Source organism: Gulosibacter macacae (assembly GCF_003865375.1).
Taxonomy (GTDB): Bacteria; Actinomycetota; Actinomycetes; order Actinomycetales; family Microbacteriaceae; genus Gulosibacter; species Gulosibacter macacae.
Map to the genome: position 1 here is coordinate 288,283 of NZ_RQVS01000001.1, position 18,799 is coordinate 307,081.

At 63.2% G+C, this 18,799-nt stretch carries 15 protein-coding genes; 7 read left to right on the plus strand and 8 right to left on the minus strand.

The genetic code is table 11. The annotated features are described in order from the left end of the window. Positions 1–79: 79 nt before the first annotated feature. The 3 genes from sucB to EG850_RS01370 form a co-directional block, all read right to left on the minus strand. Positions 80–1,864 (minus strand): 2-oxoglutarate dehydrogenase, E2 component, dihydrolipoamide succinyltransferase, encoded by a 1,785-nt coding sequence (gene sucB, locus EG850_RS01360; protein WP_124969071.1) that lies wholly within the window; start codon positions 1,862–1,864, stop codon positions 80–82. Positions 1,865–1,910: 46 nt separating this feature from the next. Continuing rightward, the gene (lpdA, locus tag EG850_RS01365; RefSeq protein ID WP_124969073.1) at positions 1,911–3,284 is read right to left on the minus strand and encodes a dihydrolipoyl dehydrogenase; all 1,374 of its coding nucleotides are present in this window, start codon (positions 3,282–3,284) and stop codon (positions 1,911–1,913) included. 222 nt (positions 3,285–3,506) lie between these two features. Continuing rightward, positions 3,507–4,970 carry a leucyl aminopeptidase gene (locus EG850_RS01370; RefSeq protein WP_124969075.1) on the minus strand — a complete coding sequence of 488 codons (1,464 nt, stop codon included), beginning with the start codon at positions 4,968–4,970 and terminating at the stop codon, positions 3,507–3,509. Between the two features lie 78 nt (positions 4,971–5,048). On the opposite strand from EG850_RS01370, the gene EG850_RS01375 reads away from it, so the two are divergent. From EG850_RS01375 to EG850_RS01395, 5 genes are all read left to right on the plus strand, one after another. Beyond that, positions 5,049–5,960, plus strand: a complete 912-nt coding sequence (locus EG850_RS01375) for a proteasome assembly chaperone family protein (protein WP_124969077.1) — start codon at positions 5,049–5,051, stop codon at positions 5,958–5,960. Beyond that, positions 5,957–7,336, plus strand: coding sequence for an MFS transporter (locus tag EG850_RS01380; RefSeq protein WP_124969079.1), 1,380 nt, complete (start codon positions 5,957–5,959; stop codon positions 7,334–7,336). The genes EG850_RS01375 and EG850_RS01380 overlap by 4 nt, the downstream gene beginning before the upstream one ends. 138 nt (positions 7,337–7,474) lie before the next feature. After that, positions 7,475–9,076: an RNA polymerase sigma factor gene (locus EG850_RS01385; RefSeq protein ID WP_235829164.1), complete on the plus strand. Its 1,602-nt coding sequence runs from the start codon at positions 7,475–7,477 to the stop codon at positions 9,074–9,076. 148 nt (positions 9,077–9,224) lie between these two features. Beyond that, positions 9,225–10,484, plus strand: coding sequence for a diaminobutyrate--2-oxoglutarate transaminase (gene ectB / locus EG850_RS01390; RefSeq protein WP_124969081.1), 1,260 nt, complete (start codon positions 9,225–9,227; stop codon positions 10,482–10,484). 27 nt (positions 10,485–10,511) lie between these two features. Then, complete coding sequence (locus EG850_RS01395; protein ID WP_124969083.1) at positions 10,512–11,219, plus strand: coenzyme F420-0:L-glutamate ligase; 708 nt, start codon at positions 10,512–10,514, stop codon at positions 11,217–11,219. Positions 11,220–11,297: 78 nt separating this feature from the next. On the opposite strand, the gene EG850_RS01400 is transcribed toward EG850_RS01395, so the two are convergent. After that, positions 11,298–12,305: a sugar-transfer associated ATP-grasp domain-containing protein gene (locus EG850_RS01400; protein ID WP_124969085.1), complete on the minus strand. Its 1,008-nt coding sequence runs from the start codon at positions 12,303–12,305 to the stop codon at positions 11,298–11,300. 134 nt (positions 12,306–12,439) lie between these two features. Between EG850_RS01400 and EG850_RS01405 the strand changes: the two genes are divergently transcribed. Together EG850_RS01405 and EG850_RS01410 are read left to right on the plus strand one after the other, a co-directional pair. Then, entirely contained in the window at positions 12,440–14,536 is a 2,097-nt protein-coding gene (locus EG850_RS01405) for a DNA gyrase/topoisomerase IV subunit B (RefSeq protein WP_124969087.1), read from the plus strand. A gap of 74 nt (positions 14,537–14,610) precedes the next feature. After that, a complete protein-coding gene (locus tag EG850_RS01410) occupies positions 14,611–15,099 on the plus strand; it encodes a GNAT family N-acetyltransferase (RefSeq protein ID WP_124969089.1) in 489 nt (162 codons plus the stop codon). Between the two features lie 115 nt (positions 15,100–15,214). Here EG850_RS01410 and EG850_RS01415 read toward each other — a convergent pair whose 3' ends face one another. From EG850_RS01415 to EG850_RS01430, 4 genes are read right to left on the minus strand one after another with little or no spacing between them, the layout of a single operon-like run. Continuing rightward, positions 15,215–15,907: a DUF1345 domain-containing protein gene (locus EG850_RS01415; protein WP_124969091.1), complete on the minus strand. Its 693-nt coding sequence runs from the start codon at positions 15,905–15,907 to the stop codon at positions 15,215–15,217. A gap of 25 nt (positions 15,908–15,932) precedes the next feature. Continuing rightward, positions 15,933–16,718 (minus strand): amino acid ABC transporter ATP-binding protein, encoded by a 786-nt coding sequence (locus tag EG850_RS01420; RefSeq protein WP_124969093.1) that lies wholly within the window; start codon positions 16,716–16,718, stop codon positions 15,933–15,935. Continuing rightward, entirely contained in the window at positions 16,715–17,737 is a 1,023-nt protein-coding gene (locus EG850_RS01425) for an amino acid ABC transporter permease (protein ID WP_124969095.1), read from the minus strand. Before EG850_RS01425 ends, EG850_RS01420 begins: the two co-directional genes overlap by 4 nt. Then, positions 17,724–18,647 carry a transporter substrate-binding domain-containing protein gene (locus tag EG850_RS01430; protein WP_124969097.1) on the minus strand — a complete coding sequence of 308 codons (924 nt, stop codon included), beginning with the start codon at positions 18,645–18,647 and terminating at the stop codon, positions 17,724–17,726. Before EG850_RS01430 ends, EG850_RS01425 begins: the two co-directional genes overlap by 14 nt. Positions 18,648–18,799 lie beyond the last annotated feature (152 nt).

Here is an 18,799-nt window from a genome sequence, read left to right on the forward strand (position 1 = left end):
AAGGCGCGGAAAACGAAGGGGTGGCCGGACCAAAGGCCGACCACCCGATTCGTCTTGGCTCGTGCCGGGGCTTGCCCGACTAGAGGCCGAGGTTCCCCTCAAACGCGCCTTCTTCGAGGCGTGCCTTGACCTGCGCGAGGAAGCGCGCGGCGTCGGCACCGTCGATGATGCGGTGGTCGTAGCTCAGCGCGAGGTAGACCATCGAGCGGATAGCGATCGATTCCTGCCCGTCAGCCGTCTTGACCACTGCGGGACGCTTGGCAACGACACCGGTGCCGAGGATTGCTTCCTGCGGGAGGAAGACAACCGGGGTGTCAAACAGCGCACCGCGCGATCCGGTGTTCGTGACGGTGAAGGTGCCGCCAACAAGCTCGTCAGGAACGAGCTTGTTGTCGCGAGCACGGGTCGCGAGGTCGTCAATCGCCTTGGCGATGTCGGCCAGGGTCTTGCCCGCAGCATCCTTGATCACCGGCGTGAGCAGACCTCGCTCGGTGTCGACCGCCATCGAGATGTTCTCGTGAGCCGGGTAGACGATTTCGTCGTCCTGCACGGTCGAGTTGATGATCGGGTGCGATTGCAGGGCCTCGACCGCCGCGAGCGTGAAGAACGGCAGGAACGAGAGCTTCGAACCGGTCTGCTCGTGGAACTTCACCTTGTGGGCGTCGCGGAAGGCCGCCACGCGAGTGACGTCGACCTCGACCACGGTGGTGAGCTGAGCGGTCTGCACCATCGACTCGACGGCGCGAGTCGAGATGACCTTGCGCAGACGCGACATCTTCTGCGTCGTGCCACGGAGCTCCGAGACCTCGAACGGGGTCGGACCAGCAGCCGGTGCGCCAGCAACCGGCGCGGCCGCAGCGGCGGCACGGAGTGCCTCAGCAGCCGCGACAACGTCTTCCTTGCGGATGCGACCACCAACCCCAGTGCCGCTGATCTGCGACAGGTCGACACCAGCTTCGTCGGCCAGGCGGCGGACGATCGGAGTGACATAGCGCGGGTCATTCTTCGCAGCCGGACGCTTTGGCGGAGCCGGAGCGGCTGGTGCGGCTGCGGCGGGCGCAGCTGCTGCTGGAGCGGGCGCAGCTGCTGGTGCCGGTGCAGCCGGAGCAGCTTCAGCCTTGGCCTCCTCGGCGGGAGCTTCTTCAGCGGGAGCCGCTTCGGCCGGGGCCTCCTCGGCAGGCGCTTCTTCGACGGGTGCTTCCTTCGCGGGGGCTTCTTCCGCGGGGGCGGCAGCAGGAGCCGCGCCCGAGCCGACGCGTGCGAGCACGGCGCCAACCTCGACGGTCTCATCCTCGTTCACGAGGATTTCCTGGATGGTTCCGGCGACGGGCGAGGGCACCTCGGTGTCGACCTTGTCGGTCGAGACTTCGAGCAGAGCCTCATCCACATCGATCTGGTCGCCGACCTTCTTGAGCCAGCGGGTGACCGTACCCTCGGTCACCGACTCGCCGAGGGCGGGCAGGGTGATGTCGGTGCTGTCGCCCGAAGCGGATGCTTCCGCTGCCGGAGCTTCCGCTGCCGGAGTTGCTTCTTCAGCAGGCGTCTCTTCTGCAGGGGCTGCTTCTTCGGCAGGCGCGGCTTCTTCGGCGGCGGGCTCGGCCTCGGCCGGCGCGCTACCGGCGCCCGAACCGTCACCGATGCGGGCCAGCACGGCACCGACCTCGACGGTCTCATCCTCGTTCACGAGGATCTCTTCAACCACGCCGGCCACCGGCGAGGGCACCTCGGTGTCGACCTTGTCGGTCGACACCTCAAGCAGGGCCTCATCGACCTCGATGCGGTCGCCCACATTCTTCAGCCAGCGGGTAACGGTCCCCTCGGTGACGCTTTCACCGAGCGCCGGGAGCGTGACGTCTTGACTCATTTCGAAGCTCTCCTAAGACTGTGTTCTCTTCGTGTGGGACTGGTGACTACACGCCGTGCAGGGGGCGACCTGCGAGGGCCATCATGGCCTCGCCGAGCACCTCGTTCTGCGTGGGGTGGGCGTGGATGAGCGGGGCAACGTCTTCCGGGTAAGCATCCCAGTTGACGATGAGCTGTGCTTCGCCGACGAGCTCGCCAACACGAGCGCCAATGAGGTGGATGCCAACGACAGGACCATCCTTCACGCGCACGACCTTGGCGATACCGGCGGTACCGAGAATCGAGCTCTTGGCGTTACCAGCGAGGTTGTACTCGTAGCTCTGGATCGCGTCATCACCGTGCTCAGCCTTCGCCTTCGCCTCGCTGAGACCAACGGAAGCGATCTGCGGTTCGCTATAGGTGACCTTCGGCACGTTGGCGTCGTTGACGAGCACCGGCTCAAGGCCAGCAATGTGCTCGGCAACAAAGATGCCGTGGGCGTAGCTACGGTGAGCAAGCTGGAGGCTCGGCACAATGTCACCGATCGCGTACACGCCGGGAACCGAGGTCTGCAGGTTTTCGTCGACGACGACGAAGCCACGGTCAAGCTGTACCCCAGCATCTTCGAAGCCCATGCCAGAGGTAACCGGGCCGCGGCCAATGGCCACGAGGAGTACGTCACCGTCGATGGTCTCGCCCTTGTCGGTCTTCACGTGCACGCCGTATTCGTCCTGCGTGACCGAATCAAACTTGGTCGAGAGCTGGAAGTTGATGCCGCGCTTCTTGTAGGCGCGCTCAAGCTGCTTCGAGATGGCGACGTCTTCGGCGGGGGCGAGGTGGTCGAGGCCCTCGATGATGGTGACTTCAGCACCGAGCGAACGCCAGAGGCTCGCGAACTCGAGGCCGATCACGCCACCGCCGAGCACGACAGCGCGCTGCGGCAACCAGTTCATCTGGAGGGCCTGGTCAGACGTGATGACATTTCCGGTGATCTCGAGGCCCGGAATCGAGCGCGAGTACGAACCGGTGGCGAGGATGACGTTCTTGCCAACGTACTTTTCGCCGTTCACCTCAACGGTGTTGTTCGAGACGAGCTTGCCTTCGCCGGCAACCACGTCGATGGCCTTGGCCTTGAGCAGGCCCTGGAGACCCTTGAACTTGGTCGAAACGATGCCATCGCGGAACGCCGCAACCTTTTCGGCGTCGACGCCTTCGAGGCTCAGGCTGATGCCCATGCGTGCACCGTCTTCGACGGCCTCAACGACCTCGGCGCTGTGCAACATGGCCTTCGTGGGCACGCAACCGCGGTGAAGACAGGTGCCGCCCAGCTTGTCCTTTTCAATGACGACGGCCGAGAGGCCTAGCTGCTTGGCGCGGATCGCGGCGGCGTAGCCTGCGCTACCGCCACCGAGGATGACGAGGTCGAAGTTGTGTTCTGACACCCGGAATGCTCCCTCTGATGTGTTGTCTGGAAGTCGGTGCTGGTGGCCCGGCCGTAGTTGTACCGGATGCGGCACGGCGACTCGTGCGACCGTTGGCTAAAGCCTCGCGTCAGCCTACACCGCGTGTCCGACGGTCCTCGGCAGGTTCACCAACGTAGCGGCTGGAGCGAAAGTGCCTCGGCGCGAACATCGAAACCGCGCCGAGGCACTTTCAGATCCCAACTAGCTCAGTGCTGCGATGGTTTCGACAAGCGTGCGCACTGGCACGCCGGTCGCACCCTTCGGCGTGTAACCGTAGGCGCCACCGCCATTCTCGGCCGGACCGGCAATGTCAAGGTGAGCCCACGCAATCGGCTCGCCCTCCGCATCCTTGCCAATGAAGCGCTCGAGGAAGGCAGCGGCGAACAGCATGCCTGCCGAACGGTCGCCCGGCTTGGCGTTGACGAGATCGGCAACGGGCGACTCGAGACGCTCCGCGATTTCTTCGGGAATCGGCATCGGCCACACGACCTCGCCGGTGCGCTGACCGGCCGCCACCAGGCGGTCGCGCCACTCATCGTTATTGCCCATGAGTCCGGTCGTGCGGTTTCCGAGCGCGACGACCTGAGCGCCGGTGAGCGTGGCAATGTCGATGACGACATCCGGCTGCGCTTCAGAAGCGAGCACGAGTCCATCGGCGAGCACGAGACGGCCCTCGGCATCGGTGTTGGTCACCTCGACTGTCGTGCCACCGCGCATCCGCAGCACATCGTCGGGCTTGAGTGCGTCGGCGGAAGGCATGTTCTCTGCGAGGCAGCAATAGCCCGATACGCGCACCGGCAGACCGAGCTTCGCGACCGCAACGATCGTTGCGAGTACCGAGCCGGCACCCGACATATCGAACTTCATGCCGAGCATGCTGCCGGCGGGCTTGATCGAGATGCCGCCAGTATCGAAGGTGATGCCCTTGCCGACGAGTGCCACGTGAGTTGCGGCCCCTTCGGGTGCATAGCTGAGGTGCACGAGGCGCGGCGGGTTCGCTGAACCCTGGCCAACGCCGAGGATGCCGCCGCAATCTTCATCGGCGAGCTTGGCTTCATCCCACACCGCGACCTCGATCGGAAGCTCCGCGGTGACGTCGGTGGAGCGACGCGCGAACTCTTCCGGTACGAGCTCATTCGGGGGAGTGTTGCCAAGGTCGCGGGCGAACACGACCGCCTCGGCGAGAATGCGGGCACGATCGAGCGCCTCCTGCGCGGCATCTTCGGTTGATACGAGCGCGACCGACCGCTCTTCAGGACGCTCTTCGTCGGCCTTCTTATAGATGTCGAGTTGGTGTGCCCCAAGAGCAAAGCCCAGGGCAAGTGCCTCGAGCTCCTCAGCGGTCGCGTCGCTCAACTCAATGACGACGTGCGCTTCGCGCTTGAGGGCACGAGCGGCGCTACCAGCGGCGCGGCGCAGGGCCTCAAGGGTGCGCTCCTTGCCAATTCCAACGAGGAGCGCAGCGCGCTCCTCACCGTTGGCAACGAGGATGCGGGCGGTCCCGCCAGCCTTGCCAGTGAAGTCAAGTGCGGCGAGACGCTCAGCCGTGAGGCCGTAGTCGTCGGCGGCAAGAATCTGCGGCGTGTCGCCAGCGAGAATCGGGAGGACGAGTACGCCTTCGGCGTCAGCGGGCGAGGGAACCAATGTGAAATTTGGAATCTGCATGATCATCGACCATATGCCCAGCACGCTGGGAGCGAACCTGCCCGCCTGCCGTTCCCTCATCCGCGTACGATTGCCGGCATGACTGGGCGCGACTCGATTTTCTTTCCGGGGGAAGCGTGGTCTCGTGTACCTGCGGGACTGCCGCTGGTCGCGCTCCTCACTGGCTACCGCGACGCCGGTTCTACGGTGTTGCAAACGGTGGAATCACTGCTCGACGAAGGTGACGCCGAAATCGTTGCGGGCTTCGACATCGACTCGCTCTTCGATTACCGCGCTCGACGACCGATCATCCGTGTCGAAGGCACACAGATTACCGAGTACCGTTTGCCGCGGCTTGATCTGCGACTTGTGCGCGACTCGATGGGGCAACAGTTTCTTTTGCTTTCAGGGTTCGAACCCGACTTCCGCTGGAGCGCGTTCACCGCATCCCTGCGCCAACTCATTTCGCACTTCGAGGTCTCGACCGTGACGTGGGCGCACGCGATTCCGATGCCGGTGCCGCATACCCGACCGATTCGCCTCGCGGTCACCGGCACCCGTGAAGACCTTATTGAGCAACTTTCGGTCTGGCATGCGACGGTCGAAGCGCCGGCCCACGCGCTGCATGAACTGGAGTTCGAGCTGACGGCCGAGAGCTTCCCAATTGTCGACCTCGTCGTGCTCGTGCCGCACTACCTGGCCGATGGAGTGTTGCCGGCGACGGCGCTGCGACTCATTGAGGCGATCGGGACTGCGAGCGGACTACTGCTCGCAACCGAGCAATTGCGGGAACGCGATCGCGAGTTCCGACTTGAATTCGAGAGTTCGCTCGAGGAGAACGAAGAAGCTCAGCGCCTAATTTCGGTGCTCGAGACGCAGCACGATGGGTTCTTGCGCGGAAATCCGCTTGAGAATCCCTTCGCCGATGCCGATGGTGAACTGCCGAGCGCGGATTCCATCGCCGCTGAACTAGAACGCTATTTGAAGACGCGCGCGGACGAGGAGAAGTGAGCACCAAGCCCAGCTCGAACGAGCCGCCGCCCACCACTGAAGCTCTACGCCTACTTCCACCTCGGCTCCCACGACTGATCTTCATCGTTGCGCTCTTCGCCTATGTCGTCGCGGTGACGCAGCGCTCCTCGCTCGGAGTCGCCGGCGTAGACGCTGCTGATCGCTTCATGGCAACCGCCACCGAGCTTTCTGCCCTCGGCGTCATGCAGGTCGCGGTCTACGCGATCATGCAAATTCCCGTGGGGATGTTGCTCGACCGATTCGGCGCGCGCCAGCTCATCATGGTCGGTGCCGTGCTCATGGCAATCGGTCAGTGCATCGTGGCTCTCGCCCCAAGCATCGAGGTCGCGGTCATTGGCCGCGTGCTCGTTGGTGCGGGGGATGCGACGACATTCGTTTCGGGTCTGCGCATCCTTGCGGCCTGGTTCCCACCTCGACGAGTGCCGATCATGCAGCAGTGGTACGGAAATCTCGGGCAGATCGGTCAGTTCTTGTCGGCTGTGCCGTTCTCGACACTGTTGCATCTCGGCGGCTGGACGACAGCCTTTTTCACCACCGCGTCACTTTCGGTGATCGTTGTCATCGCCTCGATCGTGTGGCTTCGCGACACGCCGTACCGGGGCTTCGCTGGCGAGCCACTGTCGATTCGAGGTGCGTTCGACAAGCTCGGTCAGGCGTTCGCTCGACCCGGTACGCGCTTGGGCTTCTGGGCCCATTTCACGACCCAGTTCCCCGGCACTGTCTTCGGGTTGCTTTGGGGTTTCCCGATCATGGTGCAGGGGCTCGGGTATCCCACCGAGCTCGCCGCGGTGCTCGTGATTGCGCCAGTTATTGCCGGAATGGCGATTGGACCGTTTATCGGCCTGGCGACGGCGCGGTGGCCACTGCGCCGCTCCAACCTCGTCATTTTCATTGTGTTGGTGCAGGCGGCATTCTGGATCGCCTGCATCACCTGGCCTGATCATCCGCCAATGTGGCTCTTCCTGCTGACGCTCGTGATCACCGGTGTTGGCGGCACGGGGTCAACGATCGGCTTCGATTTCGCGCGCACGTTCAACCCTGCCTCGAGCTACGGATCAGCCTCCGGCATTGTCAACGTGGGCGGCTTCACGGCAAGTTCCGTCACCTTCCTCCTGGTCGGACTTGGCATTGACTTTGCCGGGCGCGCGGGCGACGGCACGACGCCCTGGAGTTCCTTCCAGGTGGCGCTCTGGGCGTTCCCGCTCGTCATGGCGCTGGGGCTCATCGGACTCATCATTGAGCGCCGCCGTACGCGTTCTCGACTTGCCTCAGAAGAGGGCATCACCGTCGCGCCTCTTTGGACGGCCATCATGCGTCGCCGTCGCCGTCGCCGTCGCCGCCGCCGCCGCGGCTAATTGGATGCGCCGTGCCTGCGGCATTCGGGAATGTTTCGGAATCGCCGCGTGTAGTATTTAGTGTCGGACCCAGCCGGTCCCCATTTGGGGGCTTGACATGGGCCTTAGTTATGTCCGCACCATGCGAAGGGGTTGATCATGGCAGCGAACCAGACGAGTACCGCGCTCCACACCGAGGCCGAACTCAACGCGATGAAGGTTGCCGATCTGCGCGCAATCGCAAAGAACGCTGGGATCACCGGAGGATCGGGCCTGCGCAAGGGTGAACTTGTCGAGCAGATCTTGGCCGGTGGCACCGCCGCTCCGGCCGCAGCTGCAGCCAGTGAGGCACCGGCCGTAGCCACGCACACGAAGTCGACGTTGGCCAAGCAGAAGGTTGCTGAACTTCGCGACCTCGCGAAGGAACTCGGCGTTGACGGATTCTCGGGTCTGCGCAAAGACGACCTCATTGACGCCATCCTCGGTGCGCAGTCGGGGGAGTCGGCCGTAGCGCCGGCCGCCGAGGCACCCGCGAAGAAGGCGCCTGCCAAGAAGGCTCCTGCCAAGAAGGCAACGGCGACGAAGGCTGGCGCCAAGGACGACGATGATGAGGACGAGGAGGAAATCGACCTCGACGAAGACCACGAGGTGGATGAGCACGACCTCGAAATCTCGGCCGATGACGAAGAAGCCGCCGAGAGCGACGAAGAACTCGGCAAGCGCGACGAGAAGTCGGACGACCCCGACGAAGACGTCAACAAGGCTGAGTCGGCGGTCAAGGCCGCTGACGCGCTCGTGCTTTCGAACAAGGATGACGACGAGGCGCCGGTCTACTCGGCGACGATCACTGGCGCCACCGCCGACCCGGTGAAGGACTACCTCAAGCAAATCGGTAAGGTACCGCTGCTTAACGCGGCCGAAGAGGTCGACCTCGCCATGCGCATTGAAGCTGGCCTCTACGCAGAAGACAAGCTCGCGCGCGAAGAGGGCCACGAGGCGAAGCTCGTTCGCGAACTCAAGTGGATCGTGCGCGATGGCCGTCGTGCCAAGAGCCACCTGCTTGGCGCAAACCTGCGTCTGGTCGTTTCGCTCGCGAAGCGTTACACGGGTCGCGGGATGCAGTTCCTCGACCTCATTCAGGAAGGTAACCTCGGCCTCATCCGTGCGGTCGAGAAGTTCGACTACACCAAGGGTTTCAAGTTCTCGACCTACGCCACCTGGTGGATTCGTCAGGCAATTACCCGCGCCATGGCCGACCAGGCCCGCACCATCCGCATCCCGGTGCACATGGTCGAAGTCATCAATAAGCTCGCTCGCGTGCAACGCCAGATGCTGCAGGATCTCGGCCGTGAACCCACTCCGGAAGAGCTCGCGCACGAGCTCGACATGACGCCGGAAAAGGTCGTCGAAGTTCAGAAGTATGGTCGCGAACCGATTTCGCTCCACACGCCGCTTGGTGAAGACGGTGACTCCGAGTTCGGTGACCTCATTGAAGACACTGAGGCGGTCGTGCCGGCCGATGCGGTGAGCTTCACCATGCTTCAGCGTCAGCTCGAGTCGCTCCTTGACTCTCTTTCGGAGCGTGAGGCGGGCGTGATACGCATGCGCTTTGGTCTTGGCGACGGCATGCCGAAGACGCTCGACCAGATCGGCGAGACGTTTGGTGTAACGCGAGAGCGCATCCGCCAAATTGAATCGAAGACGATGGCGAAGCTGCGCCACCCCTCGCGTTCGCAGTCGCTGCGCGACTACCTCGAGTAGGACAGCACCCGCAGTTCATTCTTCGCCGCCCTCCCCGCGCCGCTCAGGCTCGACGGAGGCCGGCGACTATAATCTGTGAGTTATCGTGCCTCGCGGCTTGACGCTTTCCGGCCGCGCCCAAGCACCTTCCCGATCAGAAAGGCCCGCTATGGATCTGTCCGTTTTCGACAGCATGGAATCGGAGGTGCGCAGCTACATCCGCGCATTCCCGACGGTCTTCGACACGGCTCGAGGCTCCCTGCTCACCGATGAGGACGGCCGCGAGTACGTCGACTTCTTCTGCGGTGCTGGCACGCTCAACTATGGCCACAACCCGGCTGTGCTGAAGTCGCACGTGATCGATTACCTCGCAGGCGACAAGATTCAGCACGCCCTCGACATGGCCACCGGTGCCAAGCGTCAATTCCTCGAGCGCTTCCGCGATGTCATTCTTGAACCACGCGATCTTGACTACAAGCTGCAGTTCCCGGGGCCCACCGGAGCCAATGCTGTTGAGGCAGCGCTCAAACTGGCCCGCATGGCCACTGGCCGCAGCACGGTCGTCGCGTTCACCCACGGCTACCACGGACTCTCGCTCGGCGCCCTCGCAGCGACGGGGAACCAGTGGTTCCGTCAGGCCGCTGGCACGAGCCTGCCCGACGTCGTTTTCCATCCCTTCGACGGCTACTACGGTGACGACGTCAACACCATCGCGCTCCTGCGTCAGCACCTCGAGGATCCCTCGAGCGGGCTCGATCTGCCTGCCGCAGTCATCGTCGAAACGGTCCAGGGTGAGGGCGGCGTCAACGTCGCGAGCAACGAGTGGCTACGGGAGTTGCGCGAACTCACTACTGAGTTCGGCATCCTGCTCATCGTCGATGAGATTCAGATCGGTGTGGGGCGCTCGGGCCGCTTCTTCAGCTTCGAAGAGTCCGGCATCGTGCCTGACATCGTGACGATTTCGAAGTCGATTTCGGGCTATGGCTTCCCGATGGCGCTCGTACTCATTCGCCCCGAAATTGATGTGTGGAAGCCCGCAATGCACACCGGCACCTTCCGCGGTAACTCCATCGCCTTCGTCTCGGGTGCCGCTGCGCTCGACGAATTCTGGGCCGACCCGACCATCCATGAGCAGATTGCCAGTCGCGTCGAACTCGTGACTGAGCGCCTGAACTCGATCGTCGCAAGGTACCCCGAGCACTTCTCGACCCGCGGCCGCGGCCTGCTCCAGGGTCTTGTGGGCATCCAGGATCGCGCCCTCGCCGGTCGTATCTCGAAGGAAGCGTTCAAGCTCGGCCTCATTATCGAGACCAGCGGCGCCTTCGACGAGGTCGTCAAGGTCATGCCCGCGCTCGTGGGTGACGAGGCTACCCTCGTTCGTGGTCTCGACCTCCTTGGCGCCGCAGTCGACGCCGCCCTCGCGGCCTAAGCACAGAACTCCCTAGGACACATACGAATGACTGATCTGCAGGCTAACGAGGGCAAGGCCCTCGAATCCACCATCGATGGCGTTGCCTACCAGCGACTTCCCATCCGCACGCACTTGGTGCTCGCTGACGACGACCTCCACCAGATCGTGCGCAAGTACGCGCAGCCGGTGGTGCAAGATGGCGATGTGCTCTTCGTCACTGAGAAGATCGTGGCGATCACGCAGGGCCGGTCGATGTTGCTCGACGACATTCACCCGCGCCCGCTCGCAAACTTCCTCTCGAAGTACGTTACCCGTACCCCGCACGGTATCGGTCTTGGCATGCCTGAGACCATGGAGATGGCGTTGCAGGAGTGCGGCACCCCACGCATCCTCTTGGCCGCTGGCGTGTCGGCGTTCTCGAAGAAGGTGCTACGACGCTCGGGCGACTTCTACCGCATCGCCGGCATGAAGGCGCGCGCGATTGATGGCCCGACCTCCGGGACGATCCCGCCCTATGACCGCTCGGTGGTGCTCGGACCCAAGGAGCCGACGCGCGTGGCGCGCGATCTCAAGACGCTCCTTGGCGGCAAGCTCGAGGTGCTCATCGTCGACATTAACGACATTGGTGGCAACATCCTCGGCTCGACCATGGATCCGGCACGCAACGAGCACTGGGTGCGCGTGCTCAGCGATAACCCGCTCGGTCAGGGCACCCAATCGACGCCGATGGGCATTATTCGTCCGGTGAAGTAGCCGCAGCGAACTCGCTGTGACACCGACGGGGGTCAGCTTGACGAATTGTCGAGCTGACCCCCCGTTGCCGTGCGCGCGTTAGCGGCCGATCGCTGCGCGGTACACCGGCAATAGACCCTTGCGCAGCCCCGAGACCGTGGGCTTGGCCTGGAACACGCCGGTGTTGTAATTGCCCTCAATGAGCACGGGACGGTTGGGCGCAATGGCGACGTCCCAGCCGACAAAGGGCACTTCCGGGATGCGCTGGGCCGCGGCTTGCACCGCGTCAAGCGCCTCGGCGAATAGCGGCACCCGGAAGCCGACGATGGGTACGCCGGACAGCGGATGGATGCCGTGGGTCGCGTTGTTGTCGTCGAACGCCGGATAGAGTGCCACGCCCTCCGGCGAGAGCATCGTGTACATGCCGCCGCCCGAGAAGTTGTCGACGTCGCCACCCGCGCCGATGCGCAGGGCAGTCGCGAGGATGTGCACCTTCGTGCCGTCGTTGTAGCTCACGATGCGCATGGTGTTCACACTCGAGCTGTTCAACTTCGCGAGATCGGGATGCTGCACGAGGAACTCTTCAAGCAAGAACTGACGGTTGCGCATCCGGTCACGACGGAATGCCGTGAGGTCAGTGACCTCGTGCCGACGAATGCGCTCGATACCCTTGCCGCCGAGCGAGTCAGGCACCTTCGCCATGACATCAGCGTGGCGGTCAAGGAAGTCTTTGAGTGCTTGGTCATCAGCTTCGCGAATATCGAGCCACTCGCGACCGAGCACGTCTTCGAAGCGCACATTGAAGTTGAGCTTGTTCGAGAGCTGCGCGTTGGCAGTCTTGTCAGTGTTGAGCATCAGCGAATAGTGATTCGACTTCGGATGCGTCGCGAACGTGCGGCGCTCGGCGGGGGAGAGGATCGCAAAATCCCAGTCCTGATAGTCCTGGAAGGCGCACTCATAGCGGGTTGCCGACCAGAGCATATCGGCGAAGATGACGGCACGGGGCTTGCGGAAGTCGCGGCCAATATTGCCTGCCATCCGCCAGACGCGCGGCAGGTCCATCGCCTTGGCGCGGTCAAGTAGGTAGTTGAGGCGAAGGTTTGCCACGGTATTCGCTCGCAATTCTGTCGTCGGCTAGGGCGAGACAACTCTACTCGGCGGCGCGGCAGCGGGCCCGGCCGCCACCCCACCTCGTAAACTATCGAGGTTCACCAGTTCTCGAGCGAAGGGGAGGGTCACCAGTGACCTCGACTGAGCAGGCATACTCTGCCGCGCATCTGCAGGTGCTCGAAGGACTCGAGGCTGTGCGTAAGCGGCCCGGCATGTATATCGGCTCGACCGATTCGCGCGGGCTCATGCACTGCCTCTGGGAGATTATCGACAACTCGGTCGATGAGGCGCTCGGCGGATTCGGTAGCGAAATCACCATCCGACTCGAGTCCGATGGTTCGGTCGAGGTCGCCGACCGCGGCCGCGGCGTGCCGATCGACATCGAACCGCGTACCGGAATGACCGGTGTGCAGGTCGTGTTCACCAAGCTGCACGCCGGCGGAAAGTTCGATGGCTCGAACTACGGCGCAGCCGGTGGCCTGCACGGTGTGGGTGCTTCGGTGGTCAACGCCCTGTCGTCTCGCCTCGACGTCGAGGTGGATCGCGGCGGCAAGACCTACGCCATGAGCTTTAAGCGCGGCGTCCCGGGTGTCTTCGCCGATGGCAAGAACGCGCCGGGCCCGGATGCCGAGTTCACCCCCGATGAAGGGCAAGCCGAGCTACGCATCATCGGCAAGACCGCACGCGGCGTTACCGGCACCCGCGTCCGCTATTGGGCCGACCCACAGGTCTTCATCAAGGATGCCGAGTTCAGCCTCGATAAGCTGCAAGAACGTGCCCGCCAGACCGCTTTCCTCGTGCCGGGGCTCGAAATCGTACTCGAGGACCAGCGTGATCCGACCGAGCCGGAGCGAGTAGCTTTCCGCTACGACGGCGGCATCTCCGAGTTCGTGGACTTCCTCGCGAGCGACGGCCCCGTGACCGAAACTTGGCGCATCCAGGGCGGTGGCGACTACAGCGAGACGATTCCGGTGCTCGATGACCGCACCGGCCACATGGTGTCGCGCGAGGTCGCACGGCATATGGACGTCGACATCGCTCTGCGCTGGGGCATCGGCTACGACACCGAAACTCGCAGTTTCGTCAACATCATTGCGACCCCGAAGGGCGGCACGCACGTCGCTGGCTTCGAGCAGGCGCTCGTCAAGGTCGTACGCGACGAAATAACGAAAAACGCCCGTCGCCTCAAAGTCGGTAACGACAAGCTCGAAAAGGATGATGTGCTCGCCGGTCTCACGGCAGTCATCACGGTGCGCATCCCCGAACCGCAGTTCGAGGGGCAGACCAAGGAAGTGCTTGGCACGCCGCAGGCACGACAGATCGTCGCGCAGGCGCTCACCACCGGACTCAAGGAGCGCTTTACCTCGACCAAGCGCCAGGACAAGACCGAAACGAGCATGGTGCTCGAAAAGGTCGTCAACGAGATGAAGAGCCGCATCTCGGCGCGCGCACACAAAGAGACGCAGCGTCGAAAGAATGCGCTTGAAAATTCCTCCTTGCCGGCGAAACTCGTTGACTGCCGCTCGAACGAGGTTGATCGCACCGAGCTTTTCATTGTTGAGGGTGACTCAGCGCTCGGCACCGCGAAGCCTGCGCGCAATAGTGAGTTCCAGGCGCTCTTCCCGATTCGCGGCAAGATCCTCAACGTGCAGAAGGCTTCGCTTGCCGACATGCTCAAGAACGCCGAGTGCGCAAACATCATTCAGGTGCTCGGTGCCGGGTCGGGTCGCACGTTTGACCTCGAGCAGGCGCGCTATGGCAAGGTGATCATCATGTCGGATGCGGACGTCGATGGCGCGCATATCCGCACCCTCCTGCTCACGCTCTTCTTCCGCTATATGCGGCCGATGATCGATGCTGGCCGCGTGTTCGCGGCCGTGCCGCCGCTGCACCGCGTAGTGGTGTTGCATCCCGGCAAGAAGCCGAATGAGACGATCTACACCTACTCTGAGGCCGAGTTGCAGACGCTGCTCAAGAAGCTTGACCGCTCGGGGCGGAAGTATCAGGACCCGATTCAGCGGTACAAGGGTCTTGGCGAAATGGATGAAGACCAGCTTTGGGACACGACGATGAACCCCGAACACCGGCTGTTGCGCCGCATGACCATGGCGGATGCTGCGGAGGCTGAAGCGGTGTTTGAACTGCTCATGGGCAATGAGGTCGCGCCGCGCAAGGAGTTCATTGTCGAAGGCGCGAGCCAGGTCGTGCCCGAACTCATCGACATGTAGGCGACCGTGCGCTGAGGTTCTCGAAGTGGCGCTACTGAGCGTTCTTGAAGTTGCCGGGGGAGTAGCCTTCCGGGATGCAGATTAGGGAAGCAACGCACCAAGATCTTGCTGCCATTGCCGAGATTGAAAACTACGAGCGGGCCAATGGCACCGCGAACTGGGGCATCGAACCCGAATCAATCGAACAGTGGGCTGAGAAACTCGCCACTGCGCAGGCCGCTGGCCTGCCGATTCTCGTCGTCGAAGAGGCGGGAGTCGTGCTCGGCTACGGGTCGTTCCGGCAATTTCGACCACACGAGGCGTGGAGCCCGAGCGCCGAGCACTGGCTCTATTTGCATCAGGATGCGCGTGGCCGCGGCCTTGGCGGGGCGCTGCTGGATGCACTGCTTGAGCGCATTGCGCAAGCGGGCTACCGCAACACGATCGCTTGCGTCGAAAGCGGCAATGCGGGAAGCATCCGCTTGCATGAGGGTCGTGGCTTTGAGGAGGTCGGTAGGTTCTCAGATGTGGGCGAGAAATTTGGTCGATCGCTGAGCGTGGTGTTCTTGCGTAAGCGGCTTTAGGAGGGGGAGCGAGGGGATCTCGATACGTCGCTTCGCTCCTACTCGATCAACCAGAAGGTTTGGTTGGTCGAGTAGCGGCCGCAGGCCGCGTATCGAGACCCCGCACGGCTCACGGCTAGCCGCTGAGCGACTGCCCAATGCCCGCGACGAGGTTGATGGTTGCCGCGAGCACCACGGTGCCGAACGCAAACGAAAGGAGCGCCTGACGTAACGCCACGCGCCGAATCGGCGAGCGCGTTACGTTCACATCGGCCGTTTGATAGGTCATCCCGATGGTGAAGGCGTAGTAGGCAAAGTCGAGATAGTCAGGGTCCTCATCCTGATTGAAATCGAGTCCGCGCTGATAGCCGCCGCTCGCCGCATCCTGGTAGTAGAGGTGCGCATAGCGAAGCGTGAACTCCGTCTGCAGCAGTAACCACGACAGCCCAATCGTGCCAAGCGTCACAAGTGCCGCCAGCGCGTTCATCGCTCCGGTCGTCGTCGCTGAACTCACGAGAAACGCCAGCACGGCCGCGACACTCACGGCCGCAACGAGCACCGTAATGATGCTTGCGAGGCGCCGGCTCGGATCCTCACGCTGGGAGACAGCCGCCGTGGTCGCGGCAGACATCTTCGCGATGGGAAGCCAGATCCACGCCAGCATGCTCACCACGAACACGGCCCAGCCAAGCGCGACCGCGCCAAGGTCAAGGCCGAGCACAGCGCCAATCGCCCCCGCGCCAACCCCAAGCGCCAAACAAACGGCAAGCCGCACCCACGCGCTACTTCGTTGCGAAGTTGCGGGGGTGCGGCTTGCCGATGTGGTCATGCGACCAATCTAGGGGAATGAATGCCTAGGCGAGTACGCGCGAGAGGAACGAGCGGGTGCGTTCGCGCTGCGGGTTCGTGAGCACCTCGCGGGGGTCGCCCTCTTCGACGACGACGCCCTGATCCATGAACACGAGGTGGTCACCGACGTCACGGGCAAAGCCCATCTCGTGCGTCACGACAACCATGGTCATGCCGCTCTCGGCGAGCTGTTTCATGACTTCGAGCACATCGCCCACGAGCTCGGGGTCGAGCGCCGAGGTGGGCTCGTCAAAGAGCATGAGTTTCGGGTCCATCGCGAGCGCACGAGCAATCGCCACACGCTGCTGCTGACCACCCGAGAGGTGCCCGGGGTAGGCCTTCGCTTTGTTGGCAAGGCCGACCCTGTCGAGGAGTTCCATCGCGCGGGCGGTTGCCGCGGCCTTCTTCTGACCCTTTACCCGCGTCGGTGCCTCGATGATGTTCTCGACGACCGTCATGTGGGGGAAAAGGTTGAAGCGCTGGAACACCATGCCGATATCTTGGCGCTGCTTCGAGACCTCGGCCGGGCTCAGCTCATAGAGCTTGTCGCCGCGCTGGCGGTAGCCGACGAGTTCGTCTTCTACCCAGAGCCGACCGCCATCGATTGATTCGAGGTGGTTGATGCACCGCAAAAAAGTCGACTTGCCCGAGCCAGAGGGGCCGATCAGACACATCACTTCGCCGTGATTCACGGTGAGCGAGATGTCCTTGAGCACCACATTGGAGCCGAACCGCTTGACGACGTGTTCGGCGCGGACCATGGGGTTGCCGCGGTCGTGTTTGCGCGTCATGCGCCGTCTCCCTTCGGTGGGCCGGCTGGCGGTATGGCTTCGTCGTTACTCGCGGATGCAGTGGGATCGACGGTGCGAACCGTGCCCGTCGCGAGTTGCGCAGCGGTGCGGTTGTCGGCCTTCTCTTTCACTGGTGCGATGCCGCGTGCGTAGTAGGCCTCGAGATAGTGCTGGCCGACCATGAGGAGGCTCGTCACGATGAGGTACCAGATGCTCGCCACGATGAGCAGCGGCACCGGTGCGTAGAGTGCCGCCGAAATCTCACGCGAGCGCGCATAGAGATCGAGGGTGAATCCGAGCGCGGTCACGAGCGAAGTGGTCTTGAGCATCGAGATAAGCTCGTTGCCCGTCGGCGGAATGATCACGCGCATCGATTGCGGCACGATGATGCGGAGCATCGTCGCGCGCCAGCTCATGCCGAGCGCCTTGGCCGCTTCTTCCTGACCGCGATCAACCGAAAGGATGCCTGAACGCACGATCTCGGCCATGTACGCGGCCTCATTGAAGGCGAGACCGAGCACCGCGAGCCAGAAGAGGTCCATGCCGGTGAACGGGCTGAACGAGAAGAACTCGATGTCGGTGAACGGCACTCCCACACTGACCTGGCGGTAGATCGTCGAGAGCAGTCCCCAAAACACGAGCTGCACGTAGACCGGGGTACCGCGGAAGAGCCAGAGGTAGAGCCACGAGATGGCCTTGAGTACCGGGTTGTCGCTGAGACGCATCACCGCCAGGATCAAGCCCATGACCACCGCGAGCACCATCGAAAAGACGGTGAGCGCGAGGGTGACGCCGGCAGCCTGGAAGATGCGCGCGTCAAAGAGGTACTGACCGACCCTGCCCCATTGGAACTCTTCACGCGTTGCCGCGTCGTAGACGAACAGCGCAAGCAGGAGCACCAGGATGATGGCAAAGGCCGTGCGCCACGGATGCCGCAGTTTGATGGCGGCAATGGGCTCACCATCGATGACGGCCGGGGACTGCGCCCCGGCCGTCGTACGAGTGTTACTTGACTCCATTGATCACTGCAGTCGTCACAGCACCGGCCTCAACGCCCCAGTTCTCGAGGATCGTCGTGTAGACGCCCTCGTCCATGAGCTCCTGCATCGCAATCTTCACGGCTTCGGTGAGCTGCGAGTCCTTGGCAAACACGAGGCCGTACGGGGCGGCGTCAAAGATGTCGCCTTCGAGCACGACCTTGCCCTCCGAGAGCTTCACCGAGTTCTGGGCGATCGGCGAGTCAGCAAGCATGTACGGAACGTTGCCGAGCACGACATCGTTGGTGGCCTCATCCTGGCCGTCCTTCTTGAGGATCTCGACGGCCGGCTTACCGGCGGCGACGCACTCATCGCTCTTCGCCATGAGGTAGTCGTCAGAGGTGGTGGTTGCCTGCGCGCCAATGGTCAGGCCGCAAAGCTCGGCCGGCAGCGGGTCGACCTCAGCGCCGCGCACGAACTGCAGACCGGCCTCGTAGAAGTCGACGAAGTCAACCGACGCCTGGCGTTCGACGGTGTCGGAGAAGCTCGACGAGCCCATGTGCAGGGTGCCGCCGTCGACCTTGGGAATGATCTGGTCAAAGCCTTCCTTCGACCACTCGACGGTGAGGCCAAGCTTTGCGCCGACGGCGTCAACGAGCTCAACTTCCCAACCAATCGGGTTGCCGTCGGGGCCGGCGTACTGGTTGGGGGCGTACGTGGCGTCAGTGCCGACCTTGAGTACGCCGCCCGAGGCGATGTCCTCAGGGACGAGCGCGCTGGCCGCATCCGACTTTGTGACTTCAGCGACCGGTGCCGCATCAGTGCCGCCCGGTGCGCCACCTTCGTTGTTCTGTACGCAACCGGTGAGGACGAGTGCAGCCGAGGCGGCAATCGCGAGGAAGCCGAGGCCCGAGCGCAGGCGACGTGGTGATCGTGAGGAGTTGGAGTGCATCGTTGCGACTCGCTTTCGTCATGCCGAGCGGCTGTGCTCGGCAACGGACTAGTGATTCAGCAGTGCTGTAAATGAGCGACTTTCATCACCCTGGCTTAGGAGCATAGCGAATAGCTGACCGATCATGTTGCTGACGTTACCGATCGACAGAA

Coding starts and splice junctions, on each gene's coding strand:
- sucB (WP_124969071.1), bottom strand. CDS start 1,864: ATGAGTCAAGACGTCACGCTCCCGGCGCTCGGTGAAAGCGTCACCGAG.
- EG850_RS01370 (WP_124969075.1), bottom strand. CDS start 4,970: ATGCAGATTCCAAATTTCACATTGGTTCCCTCGCCCGCTGACGCCGAA.
- EG850_RS01375 (WP_124969077.1), top strand. CDS start 5,049: ATGACTGGGCGCGACTCGATTTTCTTTCCGGGGGAAGCGTGGTCTCGT.
- EG850_RS01385 (WP_235829164.1), top strand. CDS start 7,475: ATGGCAGCGAACCAGACGAGTACCGCGCTCCACACCGAGGCCGAACTC.
- ectB (WP_124969081.1), top strand. CDS start 9,225: ATGGATCTGTCCGTTTTCGACAGCATGGAATCGGAGGTGCGCAGCTAC.
- EG850_RS01395 (WP_124969083.1), top strand. CDS start 10,512: ATGACTGATCTGCAGGCTAACGAGGGCAAGGCCCTCGAATCCACCATC.
- EG850_RS01410 (WP_124969089.1), top strand. CDS start 14,611: ATGCAGATTAGGGAAGCAACGCACCAAGATCTTGCTGCCATTGCCGAG.
- EG850_RS01415 (WP_124969091.1), bottom strand. CDS start 15,907: ATGACCACATCGGCAAGCCGCACCCCCGCAACTTCGCAACGAAGTAGC.
- EG850_RS01420 (WP_124969093.1), bottom strand. CDS start 16,718: ATGACGCGCAAACACGACCGCGGCAACCCCATGGTCCGCGCCGAACAC.
- EG850_RS01425 (WP_124969095.1), bottom strand. CDS start 17,737: ATGGAGTCAAGTAACACTCGTACGACGGCCGGGGCGCAGTCCCCGGCC.
- EG850_RS01430 (WP_124969097.1), bottom strand. CDS start 18,647: ATGCACTCCAACTCCTCACGATCACCACGTCGCCTGCGCTCGGGCCTC.